General features: G+C 70.8%; 11 protein-coding genes. 8 read left to right on the top strand and 3 right to left on the bottom strand.

The window, feature by feature from the left end; genetic code table 11:
* Positions 1 to 28 precede the first annotated feature (28 nt).
* Positions 29 to 2371, bottom strand: coding sequence for a serine/threonine-protein kinase (locus LXT21_RS04310; RefSeq protein WP_254036804.1), 2343 nt, complete (start codon positions 2369 to 2371; stop codon positions 29 to 31).
* A gap of 190 nt (positions 2372 to 2561) precedes the next feature.
* Here LXT21_RS04310 and LXT21_RS04305 point away from each other — a divergent pair, with 190 nt between their 5' ends.
* Entirely contained in the window at positions 2562 to 3491 is a 930-nt protein-coding gene (locus tag LXT21_RS04305) for a phosphatase domain-containing protein (protein ID WP_254036803.1), read from the top strand.
* 154 nt (positions 3492 to 3645) lie between these two features.
* Positions 3646 to 4491 carry a hypothetical protein gene (locus LXT21_RS04300; RefSeq protein WP_254036802.1) on the top strand — a complete coding sequence of 282 codons (846 nt, stop codon included), beginning with the start codon at positions 3646 to 3648 and terminating at the stop codon, positions 4489 to 4491.
* A gap of 3 nt (positions 4492 to 4494) precedes the next feature.
* Here the strand turns inward: LXT21_RS04300 and LXT21_RS04295 are convergent, their stop codons facing one another.
* A complete protein-coding gene (locus LXT21_RS04295; protein ID WP_254036801.1) occupies positions 4495 to 5805 on the bottom strand; it encodes a hypothetical protein in 1311 nt (436 codons plus the stop codon).
* Between the two features lie 317 nt (positions 5806 to 6122).
* Here LXT21_RS04295 and LXT21_RS04290 point away from each other — a divergent pair, with 317 nt between their 5' ends.
* Positions 6123 to 7925, top strand: a complete 1803-nt coding sequence (locus tag LXT21_RS04290) for an acyl-CoA dehydrogenase family protein (RefSeq protein ID WP_254036800.1) — start codon at positions 6123 to 6125, stop codon at positions 7923 to 7925.
* Between the two features lie 13 nt (positions 7926 to 7938).
* Here the strand turns inward: LXT21_RS04290 and LXT21_RS04285 are convergent, their stop codons facing one another.
* Positions 7939 to 8646, bottom strand: a complete 708-nt coding sequence (locus LXT21_RS04285) for a PilZ domain-containing protein (protein WP_254036799.1) — start codon at positions 8644 to 8646, stop codon at positions 7939 to 7941.
* A 263-nt stretch (positions 8647 to 8909) separates the two neighbouring features.
* On the opposite strand from LXT21_RS04285, the gene mraZ reads away from it, so the two are divergent.
* The 5 genes from mraZ to LXT21_RS04260 are packed head-to-tail and all read left to right on the top strand — an operon-like array spanning position 8910 to position 13134.
* Entirely contained in the window at positions 8910 to 9362 is a 453-nt protein-coding gene (mraZ, locus tag LXT21_RS04280; RefSeq protein ID WP_254036798.1) for a division/cell wall cluster transcriptional repressor MraZ, read from the top strand.
* Positions 9363 to 9407: 45 nt separating this feature from the next.
* Positions 9408 to 9794 carry an STAS domain-containing protein gene (locus tag LXT21_RS04275; RefSeq protein ID WP_254036797.1) on the top strand — a complete coding sequence of 129 codons (387 nt, stop codon included), beginning with the start codon at positions 9408 to 9410 and terminating at the stop codon, positions 9792 to 9794.
* A 6-nt stretch (positions 9795 to 9800) separates the two neighbouring features.
* Positions 9801 to 10715, top strand: a complete 915-nt coding sequence (gene rsmH / locus LXT21_RS04270; protein ID WP_254036796.1) for a 16S rRNA (cytosine(1402)-N(4))-methyltransferase RsmH — start codon at positions 9801 to 9803, stop codon at positions 10713 to 10715.
* A complete protein-coding gene (gene ftsL / locus LXT21_RS04265; protein ID WP_254036795.1) occupies positions 10712 to 11116 on the top strand; it encodes a cell division protein FtsL in 405 nt (134 codons plus the stop codon). The genes rsmH and ftsL overlap by 4 nt, the downstream gene beginning before the upstream one ends.
* The gene (locus LXT21_RS04260; RefSeq protein WP_254036794.1) at positions 11113 to 13134 is read left to right on the top strand and encodes a penicillin-binding transpeptidase domain-containing protein; all 2022 of its coding nucleotides are present in this window, start codon (positions 11113 to 11115) and stop codon (positions 13132 to 13134) included. The genes ftsL and LXT21_RS04260 overlap by 4 nt, the downstream gene beginning before the upstream one ends.
* Positions 13135 to 13173: the final 39 nt, after the last annotated feature.

Raw genomic sequence — 13173 nt, 5'->3', positions numbered from 1 at the left:
ACAGGCCGCTGCACGGCTGTAGCAGGGTTCACTGTGCCGTGCGGCCGTGGCGGTGCTCGGCGGGGGCCGTCTGCCCGCCCGCCGGGTGGACCACGGGGGCGACCTCCAGCAGGAGGGTGCCGGTGTTGTCGGCCAGGTTGTCGTCCGGGAAGGCGAGCTGGAGCCATGACGCCCCCTTGAGCCGGGTGGGCTGTCCCACTTCCAGGAGCGCCAGGCCGCTGGGCGAGCCCTCGGGACCGGGGCCGGTGCCCACCAGGCCGAGCACCCGTCCCACGGGGCCGCCGCCCAGGCCCCGCGTCCGGGCGGGCTCGGCGGTGTAGCGCAGCACCACGTCATACGTGGTGCCCGGGTCCAGCGCGCGGAGCACGAAGCGGTCCGCCCGCGACAGCTTGACCGCGTGCTGGCGCGAGTCCAGCCGGAAGGGCGGGAGGCTCGGGCCCCCCAGCTCCCGGATGCGCACCTGCAGCCCGCCCCGGTTGTCGTCCCGTCGGGCATCCAGCGCGAAGACGTGGAGCATGGAGGCGTGGCGCACCAGCTGCTCGTCGGGCCCGAGCACGCCGAAGGATTCGTGCGCGGGCAGGTTCGCGTCGCCCTCCAGGAAGTAGCTGGCGTGCTCCACGGACATGGGGCCGCCCAGCGACATGCGCCCCTCGGTGTGCACCAGGTACGTGCGGGCCGGGTCCAGCTGCACGCGGGCGGCGTTGGTGACGGGGACGCGGAAGGCGTGGCTCACCGCGGACAGGCGGATGCCGCCCGGGGCCCAGTCCATCTCCTGCACCGGTGGCGCGGGGTGGGCGCGGGCGGACGTGGCGCTCGCGGCCGGAGTGTTCAGCCGAGGACGAAGTCGCGCGTGCACGGCCAGGGTGGTGCCCCGCTCGGCGCGCACCACCTGGCTCCACGGCACCATGCCGGGGATGTGGACCTCCAACAGGTGCTCGGTGTCCGCGGGCAGGTGGGTGAGGAGCGCGGGGGTGAGCGTGTCCAGCGGTCGGCCATCCACGCGGATGTTGGCGCCCGGCGGTGACGAGCTGAGCTCCACGGAGAAGGTGCCGTTGCGCCCCAGCATCATCACCACCAGCGCCACGCCCATGGCCGCGAGCACCGGCGTCCCCAGCGCCATCGCGTTCGGCACGCGAGGGCCGGTGCGAGGCGGGGCGTCGAGGGTCGGCGCGGGCTCGGGGGGAGGTGCCTCTGCGGGAGTGGCATCCGAGGACGGGCCGGGGACGACGGGGATGGGCTGGGTGGTGCGCTCGCGGCGGCCCTCGGGTGGGCGGGGCGCGGTGGGTGCCTCCAGGAGCGCCGGAGTCAGCTCCTGCGTCACGTCGGAGGGCGAAGGCTCACGCGGGGCTCGGCGCTCGGAGGGCGCGCGCGTCCAGCGGGCCATCTGCCCGAGGAACTCGCGCGGCAGCAGCACGGGGCGCCCGTCCGCGACGAGCTCGGTCTCGAACAGGTAGCCCATGAAGTGGGCCAGCGCGCTGGTGGAGACGTCGGGTGTGGCGGTGTGCAGGTAGCGGGTGAGGACCTCCGCGAAGGCCTCGGCGGTGGGGTAGCGCTGCTCGCGCTCCACGGCCAGCGCGGTGAGGAGGATGCGCTCCAGGGCCGGAGGGATGTCGGGCTCCAGCTCGCGCGGCCGGGGGAAGTCGCCCACCGCGATTTTGCGCATCACGTCGGTGACGGAGCCCTCGAAGGGCAGTCGCCCGCACAGCGTTTCGTACAACAAGGTGCCCGCGGCGAAGATGTCCGCGCGCGCGTCCAGCTCCCGGCCCCGGGCCTGCTCCGGCGCGAAGTAGGCGTACTTGCCCTTGGCGTCGACCTCGTCGGGCTCGTACCCGCCCGCCATCCGCGCGCGGGCGATGCCGAAGTCCACCAGCTTCACCTGGCCCTCGTAGCTGAGCAGGACGTTCTGCGGGCTGACGTCGCGGTGGATGATGTGCAGCGGCCGGCCGCGGTCGTCCAGGCGGGTGTGCGCGTACGCCAGCCCCTTGAGCACCTCCACCGTCACCAGCAGGGCGAGGGGCTGCGGGAGCGTGTACAATCCCTTCTCACGCGCCCGGCGCAACACGCGCGACAGCGGATGCCCGTCCACCCACTCCATGGCGATGAAGAACTGGCCGTCGACTTCGCCGAAGTCGAAGACCTGCGCGATGTTGCCGTGGCTCAGCCCCGCGGCGATGCGCGCCTCGTTGACGAACATGGAGACGAAGGCGCTCTGGTCCGCGTAGCCGGGGAGGATCTTCTTGATGACCACCGGCTTGGTGACACCCGCCACCGCCGTCATCCGGGCGCGGAAGATCTCCGCCATGCCGCCCGTCGCGATGCGCTCGAGCAACGTGTACTTGCCGAAATCGCGCCCTTCGGACGGGTGCTCCACGTGTCTTCCGGCTCCTCTGGGCGCACCGGGCCGATGTGCTACCCCACCACGACGCCCTTCGATGACCGCGTGAAGCTATCATCAAGGTCTCCGCAAACATTAACACGGGAAAATTCCGTTGAACACGATTGCTCGATGGTTTGTCCTGCTTGGATTTCTCTGCGCATGCCGCGTCGTGGCGGCGCCCGCGGTGTTGCTGACACCTGTGTTGGGGCAGCCGGAGCGGGTGATGTTGCAGGGGCGGGTGTTGAAGGAAGCGCCCGGCGATGGGAGCTCCGCGTTGACGCGCAACGTGCGTCGGCTGGCGGCTCGCAACTGGGAGGGCGCGAAGGTGTCGGTGCGCTTCCAGGGTGTCACGGCGACCCTCACCAGCGGGCATGACGGTGGGTTCGAGGTGAACCTCATGCCGCCCCCGGGCAAGCGGTTCGAGGAGGGCGCGTCCGAGGCGGAGGCGTGGGTGGAGGGGGCCATCACCTCGGCGCGGGTGGAGGTGGTGTCCGCGTCGACGCCGCTGCTCGTCGTCTCCGACTTCGACGACACGGTGGTGGTGACGCAGGTGACGAAGCCGACGAAGCTGGTGCAGACGGCGCTGCTCAAGGACGCGGACGAGCTGGAGGTGGTGCCGGGCATGGCGGCGCTCTACGGGTGCTTGCGGGGCAGCGTGCCCTCGGCGTTCGCGCTGGTGAGTGGCTCGCCCGTCCAGTACCTGCCCCGGGTGAAGGCGTTCCTGACGCGGCATGACTTCCCCGCAAGCTTCGGCGTGTACCTGAGGGATTTGGGACCTGGCTCGCTGTCTGACTACAAGCAGCCCATCATCCGCCGGCTGCTCACGCAGTTCCCGCAGCCCGTGGTGCTGGTGGGGGACTCGGGGGAGAAGGACCCGGAGGTCTACGCGCAGATTCGCGAGGAGTTCCCCGGACGTGTGAAGGCCATCTACATCCGTGACGCGGGGCGCACGAAGGACACGCAGCGCTTCACGGACATGGTGCTCTTCCAGGACGCGCGTCAGGCGGCGGAGCACGCGGTGGGGCTGGGGCTCGCGGACGCGGCCTGTGTCGCGAGCGCGCTGCCGAAGCCCGCGCAGACTCCGCCCGCGACGGCCAATCAGACACCTCCGTGACGTCTTGCGTTGAGGTCATGACGCCCGGCTGTGTTCATGACGCACCGGGATGCCGCATGCGAGTGTTTCAACCCAGGGACGCGGACTGGTCCGTGGTGACCGAGGTGTCATCGGTGACGCGGGTTGGTGTGACGTCGTGAGGTTCGAGGCGGTGATGAAGCAGGGAGGCATTCGTCGAGCGGCGCGAGGCTCGAGGCGGCGAGGGCTGGGTGTCCTCACGGGCCTGCTGCTCGCGCTCGTGGGCTGTCGTGAGGAGAAGCCCGCACAGCCCCTGCAGTCGCTGAAGCCCGAGCCGCTCCCGTCGCTGGCCATGGGGACGGGGGCCTTTGTCGACGATGGGGGCGCCGAGCCTCGCGTCGAGGTTCCGGTCTACGGTGAGGCGCCCCCCTCCGAGGCGCTGCGGGTGCAGCTCGCCGGCGAGCAGGTGCGCGTGGACGCGGAGACCTTCGAGCCGACGAAGCCGGACTCCCTCGCGCGGTTGACCCAGAAGGTGAAGGGCCGGGACGTGTTGCTCGTGCCGGACGCGGACACATTCCTCGCGCAGGTGTCGGAGCTGTTCGCGGCGCTGCGGGACTCGGCGGGCGCGGTGTGGCTCGCGCATCCGGACGCGCCTGTCGCCTATCGGTTGGTCCTCCGCGACGAGGAGGGCTTTCGTGAGTGGCTGGCGGAGGTGGCGCCGGGGAAGCTGCGCATCATCCAGCGCGCGGATGGGTTCGAGCTGAGCACGAGCGTGGGCAAGCTGCCCGGTCCGGACGCGAACGGTCCCTCGGTGCCAGTGCGCGAGGGGCGTCAGGACCTCGCGATGCTGCGCCGGGGCCTGGGACTCTTGAAGGGGCGCTTCAAGCAGTCCGAGGACCTCTGTCTGGTGCCCTCGTTCGGCACCGAGGTGGCGCAGGCGGCGAGGGCGCTCGGGGCCGTGTACGCGGCCCCGGGCGAGCCGCTGTTCGAGACGCTGTGCCTCGTCTACCCGACGCCTCGGCGCGCGGGGGACGCGGGCTGAGGCTCAGGGCTCGAAGCCGAACAGGAACAGGTCCGACACGCCGCTCGCGGTCCACGTCTGGGCGCCGACCTGCAGCGTGTCGTGGAAGCGGCCGAGCACCGCGGGCCTGCCATCCTGGGTGACGGCGACGGAGCCCGCGTCCAGTCCGGGGCTGCTCCGGTCCTGGCCGCTGGGGAAGCTCTTCACCCAGCGTGGTGTGCCCTGGAGCCGGTCGAACTTCGCGACGTAGACGTTGGCGGCGCTCGACGCATTGCCCGCGGGCGAGCCCAGGGCCGCCGTGTCCGGACTGCCGCCCTGATAGCCGCCGATGACGGTGACGCCGTCGTTGAAGTCCATGGCGACGCCCTCGATGTCGAAGGCGAAGTTCCACGCCCAGCGCTCCTCGCCCTCGCGCGTCCACGCGGCGACGAAGGCATCCTGGTCGATGCCGAGATTGGCGGTGGACGTGTGCGGCTGTCCGGCGAAGGTGAAGGTGTTGGCGTACGTGCCCACCATCACCACGCGGTTGCCGTGCGTGGCCACGCCGTACGCGAAGCCGAGCGCGCCCACCAACCGGCGGCGCCACTGCGCCTGACCCGAGGCGGAGATTCGGATGAGATACGGCTCGGCGGAGCTGATGGCGCCGATGGCATCACCCGCGACATAGAAGTGGCCCTCGCTGTCGACGGTGGCGGCCCGGGCCACGCTCTGGACGGTGTTCACGTCGACGAACGCCCACTGCTTCACGCCCTCGCCGTCGTACTTCACGAAGGCGAGCCGCGCGCTGCCCTGGGCTGTCAGCGTGTAGCCGCCGATGCCGATGTTCCCGTCGCGGTCCGTCACCAGCGCCTGGGCCGTCAGCTCCGAGCTTCGGATGGGGCGCAGCCAGAGCAGCCGCCCCACGCTGTCGAACTTCATCAGGTGGGGGTCATCGCTGAACAGGTTGCCGAGGGGCGGGCCCGCGGGCCAGGCGAGCAGGACGATGTTGCCCGAGGTGTCCACCGTGAGGTGGAACCCGTGCCAGCCATTGATGACCCGCAGGAGCGACGGCTGGCCCTGGGGGGAGTGCCGCACGAGGGCGACGGCCCGCTCCTCGGCGCCACCCGGTGCCGTCGCCTGGACGGCGCCCACGTCGACGCTGCCGGTGAAGTTGACGAAGGACAGGAAGCCTCCGTCCCGGGTGGCGGCAATCTCGCCGGTCTCCTCGCTGGGTCCCGTGCCGGGATGGGCCCACGTCAGGGCTCCCGCGAGAGGCGTCTGGGCGCGGGCTTCCCCGTGGACCGCGACGACGCCCGCGACGAACAACGCCACCAGCACTCTCGAACTCGTTCCCATGGCAACCACCCTTCCTGGGAGGCGAAGCGCCTCCGGCCTGGAGTGAGGGGCCATGGGTGGCCATCGTGAAGGGCCGCGACGTCTGTGGGAGCCCTGTGACTGTCGCTCACGCCACAGTCACCGGGCCTCGAGCGTTCCGCTGCGCGGAAATACCGGACGCGAAGTGCGCGAGCCGCGCGGAACCGGCAGGCCCGCAGCGAGAAAAGGGCTGGCCCGCCTGCTTCTCCTCCTAAGATGCCGCGCTTCATAGCTTGCACGGTGGGCCGTGTGCCCGCTGGCGGAAGGGGTTTCCTTCCGTTCACCTTGGGAGGTCTTGGATGGCCGCAGTGAATGAGCCCGCCGCGTCGAAGGAAATCTCCACCGGAGGTGCCTTCCTGTTCCAGGAGGTCGGCGCCACCCGCGTCCTCACGCCGGAGACCTTCACGGAGGAGCAACGGCTCTTCTTCCGCACCGCGCTCCAGTTCAGCCGCGAGCAGGTGGTGCCCCAGTCCGAGCGCATCGAGCACAAGGACAACGCGCTGTTGCGCGAGCTGCTACGTCAGGCGGGCGAGCTGGGCCTGCTGAGCACGGACATCCCGGAGGCCTACGGCGGCACGGGCCTGGACAAGACGACCTCGCTGCTGCTCGCGGAGGCGATGGGCCTCAACGGCTCCTGGTCCGTGACGTTCGGCGCGCACGTGGGCATCGGCACTCTGCCCATCGTCTGGTTCGGCAACGCGGCCCAGAAGGCGAAGTACCTGCCGAAGCTCGCCACGGGCGAGTGGGTGGCGGCGTACGCGCTCACCGAGCAGGGCAGTGGCAGCGACGCGCTGGGCGCGAAGACGAAGGCGGTGCGCTCGCCGGACGGCAAGCACTGGATCCTCAACGGCTCCAAGCTCTACATCACCAACGCGGCCTTCGCGGACGTGTTCGTCGTCTTCGCCAAGGTGGACGGTGACAAGTTCACCGGCTTCATCGTGGAGAAGGACACGCCGGGCTTCAGCGTGGGCCCCGAGGAGCACAAGATGGGCATCCGTGGCTCGTCCACGTGCCCGCTCTACTTCGAGGACGCGAAGGTGCCCGCGGAGAACCTGCTGGGCGAGGTGGGGCGAGGCCACAAGATCGCCTTCAACATCCTCAACTACGGCCGGCTGAAGCTGGGCGCGGGCGTGCTCGGCAGCATGAAGCTCAACCTGGCCAACGCGCTGCGCTTCACGCAGGAGCGCAAGCAGTTCGGCACGGCCATCGCCGACTTCCCGCTGTCGCGCGAGAAGCTGGCGCGCATGGCGATGCTCGTCTACGCGGTGGAGAGCATGACCTACCGCACCGCGGGCCTGGTCGACGCGCGCCTGTCCGCGCGGGACAAGAGCGCCCCGGACTACGAGGCCCACCTGCTGGCCGCGGTGGAGGAGTACGCCATCGAGTCCTCCATCATGAAGGTGTACGGTTCGGAGGCCCTGGGCCACCTGCTGGATGACGCCGTGCAGCTGCACGGTGGCGCGGGCTTCATCGAGGAGTACCCCATCGAGCGCGCCTACCGCGACGCGCGCGTCAACCGCATCTTCGAGGGCACCAACGAAATCAACCGCATGCTCATCACGGGCATGATCCTCAAGCGCGCGGTGAAGGGGGACTTGCCGCTGTTCTCCATGGCGAAGAACATCGCGGACGAGCTGACGCGCGGTGAGCGTCCTCGCGCCCGCACGGAGGACGCGCTGGCCGCGGAGGAGGTCGCCGCGGAGAGCACCAAGCGCCTGGCGCTGCACGCCCTGCGCATCGCCGCCGAGAAGTTCGGGCCGGAGCTGGAGAAGCACCAGGAGGTGCTCGCCGCGCTCTCCGACGTGATGATGGACGCGTTCGCCCTGGACTCGCTCGTCACGCGCACCCGGCAGGTGGCCGCCGGTGGGAAGGTGGACCCGGTGAGGCTGGCGCTGGTGCGCCTGTTCGCGTTCGACAGCGCGCCGCGCGTGTACGAGCGCACCCGCCGCGCCCTGTGCGCCACGCTGGAGGGAGACGCGCTGGACAAGGAGCTGACGCGCCTGCGCACGCTGGACGTCTTCACGCCGTACAACCCGGCCCACCTGCGCGAGACGGTGGTGACCGCCGTCGAGGCCGCCGGCGGCTACCCCTACACGGAGTAGCCCGCCGCGAGGCTCACGGCATCCGCGTCACCGCGTCCATGCCGAAGCTCACCCGCGCCTTCCACGGCGCGGGGGGCAACGAGCTCAAGGCGAGCAGCGCGTCCAGCCGCTCCTGCATGGGCGCGCGCAGCCGGCCGAACGTGGCGCCGAAGCCCGGCGTCGCCTCGGTGGCGTTCTTGCGCGGCGTGGACGCGGTCCACACCACCTCGCCGTGCAGCAGCAGCGCGCCGCCCGTCAGGTCCATCTCCAACAGGAACGGCGTGCCCACGCGCACGTGGCGGGGCAGGGCGGGGGCCATGACGTCCAGCCCCACGCCGCCGCGCGAGATGTCCCGCACCAGGAAGGCGGGTGACAAGGGCGTCGCCTCCACCGCGCGCAGGTGCAGCGGCAGTCGGGGGAAGCGGCGCAGCCCCTCCGTCTCCTGGAGGGAGAAGATGCGCTGCAGCACCGCGTCCAGCGCGGAGCGGTCCTCCGTGGCGCCGTAGCGCACCGTGAGCAGGTAGTCGCGCTCCGGGCGCGGCTCCACCTGCACCACCTCGCCCAGCACCTCCACGGGCCGCAGCGCGCCTCCCGCATGCAGCTCGAAGGTGAAACGGGTGCCCAGCGGCAGGCTGCGCCGCGTGTGGAGGGTGGCGCCGCCTTGACCCACGCTGCGCGTGTACTCCCCCACCAGGGACTGCGGGCTCTTGTAGGCCACCTTCAGTCGCACGTTCGTGTTCACGCACCCGTCACTCTGCGCCCTTCTCGGGGGGAGCTCAAGTTTACCCCAGCGCCATGGGTAGGGCGCCGCGCTGCGCCAAACACCTGACCTTCCAGGTGTGACGGGTTGTCCGGATCTCGGCGTTGCACCCTCCGCGTGTTCCAACCTGTTGCGCTTTCTTGACCCCCCCCATGTGGGCGCGTATGAATGCCGCCCGGTCGTGGCAAGAAGTGGGAAGGAGTGGAGCTTCATCCCTTGAAGGGCTGAAAAGGTGGATCGCCCCCGTGTTCCGAGGCGTCTTTGAGCACCAGATCGACGCGAAGGGGCGGACCAGCCTCCCGGCGAAGCTCCGGGAGACCCTGGTGGGGGCCTACGACGAGCGGCTCATCGTCACGACGGCGTTGGACCGGTGCCTGCACGCCTACCCGGTGCGGGAGTGGGAGGCGCTGGAGAACTCCCTCGCGCGGCGAAATCCCATGGAGCCCGGGGTGAAGACGCTGATGCGCCTGTACGTGGCCAGCGCCCAGGAGTGCCCGCTGGACCGGCTGGGACGGCTGCTCATCCCACCGTCGCTCCGGACGTATGCGGGGTTGGAGAAGGACGTGGTGTGGGCGGGGATGGTGAAGGTCATCGAGCTTTGGAGCCGCGAGGGTTGGGCGAAGGCCCAGGAAGAGGCCCGCCAGGAAGCGGCCTCCGCGGACGTGATGAAGGTGCTCTCCGAGCTGCGGCAGCCGTAGCCGGAAAGTCGACAGAGGGCTGAAGTCCCCAGAGGGTGGCACTGTATGAATCAGGTTCTGGAGGTGCGGCGAGGAGCGGCGAGCGCGCTGGCGGGTGCCGGGCGCGTGGAGACGCTCATGCTGGAGGGCGAGCTGAGCGAGCAGGACCTGCTGACCCTGTGCGACGAGCTCACCCAGCGCATGCACCGGGGCCTGCGTCAGGTGGTGCTGGACCTCTCCGAGGTCGGCCACCTCAACTACAAGGGCGTCAAGCCGCTGATGGCCCGCGCCGAGGCCTTCCGCCGCACCGGCGGGGACTTGAAGCTGTCCGGGCTGTCGCCGTACCTGGCGGCCATCTTCCGGGCCGCCGGCGCGCACGACGCCTTCGAAATCTACCCGCACATGAACGACGCTCGCGCCGCCTTCGGCCTCGCGCGGGCTCCCTTCGTCTGAGTGCTCGTGGGGGCCTTGGAATTCCAGCACCACACCGTCCTGCTGCGTGAAGCGGTGGAGCTGCTGCGACCGGGAGCGGGCAAGGTGATCATCGACGGCACGCTGGGGGGTGGTGGCCACACGGAGGCGCTCCTGGCCCAGGGCGCGTCCGTGGTCGGCGTGGACCGCGACCCGGTGGCGCTGGCGGCGGCCACCTCCCGGCTGGGCCCCAACCCCCGCTTCCAGGGCCGCGCCGGCAACTTCGCCGACCTGCCCCGCGTCACCCGTGACCTGCTGCCGGTGGACGGCGTGCTCGTGGACCTGGGTGTGTCCTCGCCCCAGCTGGACGTGGCCGAGCGCGGCTTCTCCTTCAACAAGGACGGCCCGCTGGACATGCGCATGGGCCCGGACGGCCCCACGGCCGCGGAGCTCATCGCCACGCTGGACGAGCGCGAGCTCAAGCACATCCTCGAGGAGTACGGCGAGGAGCCCTTCGCCCGGCCCATCGCCCGCGAGCTCAAGCGCGCGCTGCCCACGCGCACGCTGGAGGCCGCGGAGGTGGTCAAGCGCGCGGTGCCGCGCAAGGCGTGGCCCAACCGCATCCACGTGGCCACCCGGACGTTCCAGGCGCTGCGCATGGCCGTCAACCAGGAACTGGAGGCGCTGGACGCGCTGTTGTCCGCGCTGCCGGGCCTGCTCAAGGTGGGCGGGCGCGCCGCCGTCATCTCCTTCCACTCGCTGGAGGACCGGAAGGTGAAGGAGGCCTTCCGCGCGCTGGAGGGCCGCTGCACCTGCCCCCCGGGCCTGCCCATCTGCGTCTGTCAGAGCCTGGGCAACTTCAGCGTGGTGACGAAGAAGGCCGTGTCCGCCTCGGAGGATGAGGTGGAGGTCAACCCCCGCTCTCGGAGCGCGCACCTGCGCGTGGTGGAGAAAGTGCGATGAGCAAGGCGTCGTCCCAGCGTGGCTCCGTGTCGGTGACGGGCGTGCTGCTGCACCTGCTGCCCGCGGTCCTCCTGTTCACCCTGTTCGCGGCGGTGGGCATCCTCCACGTCACCAGTCGGGTGATGGTGGTGGACATGGGCTACCGGCTGTCGCGCGAGGAGGCGGAGAGCCGCTCCCTGACGCGGGAGAATGACCGGCTCAAGCTGGAGCTGGCCACGCTCAAGGCCCCGGGCCGGCTGGAGCGCGTGGCCCGTGAGCAGCTGGGCATGAGCATGCCCGCCGGCAGCGCGGTGGTGTCCCTGTCCGCGGAGAAGCCCTCTCGCGCCAGCGCCTCCGCCCAGGCGCCTCAGGAAAACAAGCCCGCCGTGCGCGTGGCTGGCCGTGGAGGCGCGGGCCGGTGAGGGACTTCAAGGCGACCCGGGCTCCTGAGCCCAACGCGAAGGGGCTGAAGCTGCGGGTGCAGCTCTTGTTCGGCCTCTTCCTGCTCCTCCTGGGGGTCGCCTTCGGTCGCGCCGTGCAGCTGCAGGTCTTCGAGCAGGAGAAGCTGCGCGGGATGGCGCAGGACCAGTACGTCCGCCAGATTGAAATCCCCGCCCGGCGCGGCGACATCTTCGACCGGCGCGGCACGCCGCTCGCCCAGAGCGTGGAGGTGGACTCCGTCTGGGTGGACCCCTCGATGCTGCCCGACGTGCGTCAGGCCTCGAAGCAGCTGGCCAAGGCCCTGAAGGTGGACGCGGACGAGCTGGGCGCGCGCCTGGCCCGCTCCAAGCGCTTCGCCTGGGTCAAACGCCAGGCCAAGCCCCAGGAGGTCGCCGCGGTGAAGGCGCTGGGCCTGCCCGGCCTGGGCTTCACCAAGGAGCCCAAGCGCTTCTATCCCCAGCGCGAGCTGGGCGCGCACGTGATGGGCCTGGTCGGCATGGACGGCAAGGGCCTGGAGGGCCTGGAGAAGGCCTTCGAGGACGAGCTGTCCGGCCAGAACTCGCGCATGTCCGGCTTCCGTGACGCCAAGGGCCGCAAGCTGCTGGTGCAGGGCGCCACCGACCCCCTGGAGCGCCAGGGCGCCGCCGTCACGCTGACCCTGGACCGGCATCTGCAGTACGTGGCCGAGAAGGCCCTGGCCAAGGCCGTGGAGGAGGCCAAGGCCATCGCCGGCATGGTGGTGGCGCTGGACCCCAAGACAGGGGAGCTGCTCGCGGTGGCCAACCACCCGCGCTTCAACCCCAACACCCCCGAGTCCAGCTCCCGCACCGGCATGCGCAACCGCGCCGCGCTGGACACCTTCGAGCCCGGCTCCACCACCAAGCCCTTCGTGGTGGCCGCCGCGCTCGAGGAGAAGGCGATTACCCCCGAGAGCGTCTTCTTCTGCGAGAACGGCGCCTGGCGCGTGGGGCGCCACACCATCAACGACACCCACTCCTACGGGTGGCTGGCGCCGCAGGGCATCCTCCAGGTGTCCTCCAACATCTGCATGGCCAAGATCGCCCAGGTGCTGGGCCGCGAGAAGATGGTCGCCGGCTACCACGCCTTCGGCTTCGCCGAGCGCACGGGGCTGTCGCTGCCCGGCGAGGGGCGGGGTGTCATCCCCTTCCCGAAGGCCGAAGTGTCCCTGGCCACCCAGTCCTTTGGACAGGGCATGACGGCCACCGCGGTGCAGATCGCCGCCGGCTATGGTGCGCTGGCCAACGATGGCGTGATGATGCGCCCCTATTTGGTGTCGAAGGTGGTGGACCCGGATGGGGTGGTTCTGCTGGAGAACCGTCCCACGGAGGTCCGCCGGGTCGTGTCCAGCAAGGTCGCCCGGCAGGTGGTGGGCATGCTCGAAAGCGTGGTCGTCAAGGGAGGTACCGCGCCCCGGGCGGCCATGGACGAATACCGGGTGGCGGGCAAGACGGGCACCGCCCAGAAGGCGGACCCCGTGGCCCGGGGCTACTCGGACAAGCGTATCGCCTCCTTCGTCGGCATGGTGCCGGCCGAGGATCCTCGCATCGTCATCCTCGTGGTGGTGGACGAACCCAAGACAGACGTGTACGGGGGGCTCGTGGCTGCCCCTGCTTTCAAGGAAATTGCGACCGCCGCCATGGCCCACCTGGCCGTGCCTCCGTCTCGGACGGCGGCACCCGGGACGGCCGTGGCCGCCGCGTCCCCCGCGCCTGTCGCGGCGAAGCCGGTGGCCCGTGCGGCCGTCGAGCCCGCCCGCCCGGCGTTGGAGGAAGCGGTCTCGGAGAGCCCTGAGCCCGGCACGGTGCGTGTGCCGGACGTCCAGGGTGCCGGGGGTCGTGAGGCCGTGGTGAAGCTGCTCGCCGCGGCGTTGGAGCCACAGGTACTGGGAAGTGGTCGTGTGGTGTCTCAAACCCCCGCCGCCGGCTCGCTGGTGGAGAAGGGGGCCCGGGTGACGCTGGAGATGGCGACGCGGCAATGAGGCCGCGCATGCTCCAGGCCCCGCGCTTGCAATGCGTGT

The organism is Myxococcus guangdongensis (assembly GCF_024198255.1).
In the GTDB taxonomy this organism is placed as follows: domain Bacteria; phylum Myxococcota; class Myxococcia; order Myxococcales; family Myxococcaceae; genus Myxococcus; species Myxococcus guangdongensis.
The sequence above is the reverse complement of the archived record's forward strand: the minus strand, read 5'-3'. Positions and strand labels throughout refer to the sequence as shown.

Excerpts from the sequence above, each read along its gene's own strand:
- LXT21_RS04300 (WP_254036802.1), top strand. The coding sequence starts at position 3,646 with ATGAAGCAGGGAGGCATTCGTCGAGCGGCGCGAGGCTCGAGGCGGCGA.
- LXT21_RS04295 (WP_254036801.1), bottom strand. The coding sequence starts at position 5,805 with ATGGGAACGAGTTCGAGAGTGCTGGTGGCGTTGTTCGTCGCGGGCGTC.
- LXT21_RS04290 (WP_254036800.1), top strand. The coding sequence starts at position 6,123 with ATGGCCGCAGTGAATGAGCCCGCCGCGTCGAAGGAAATCTCCACCGGA.
- LXT21_RS04275 (WP_254036797.1), top strand. The coding sequence starts at position 9,408 with ATGAATCAGGTTCTGGAGGTGCGGCGAGGAGCGGCGAGCGCGCTGGCG.
- ftsL (WP_254036795.1), top strand. The coding sequence starts at position 10,712 with ATGAGCAAGGCGTCGTCCCAGCGTGGCTCCGTGTCGGTGACGGGCGTG.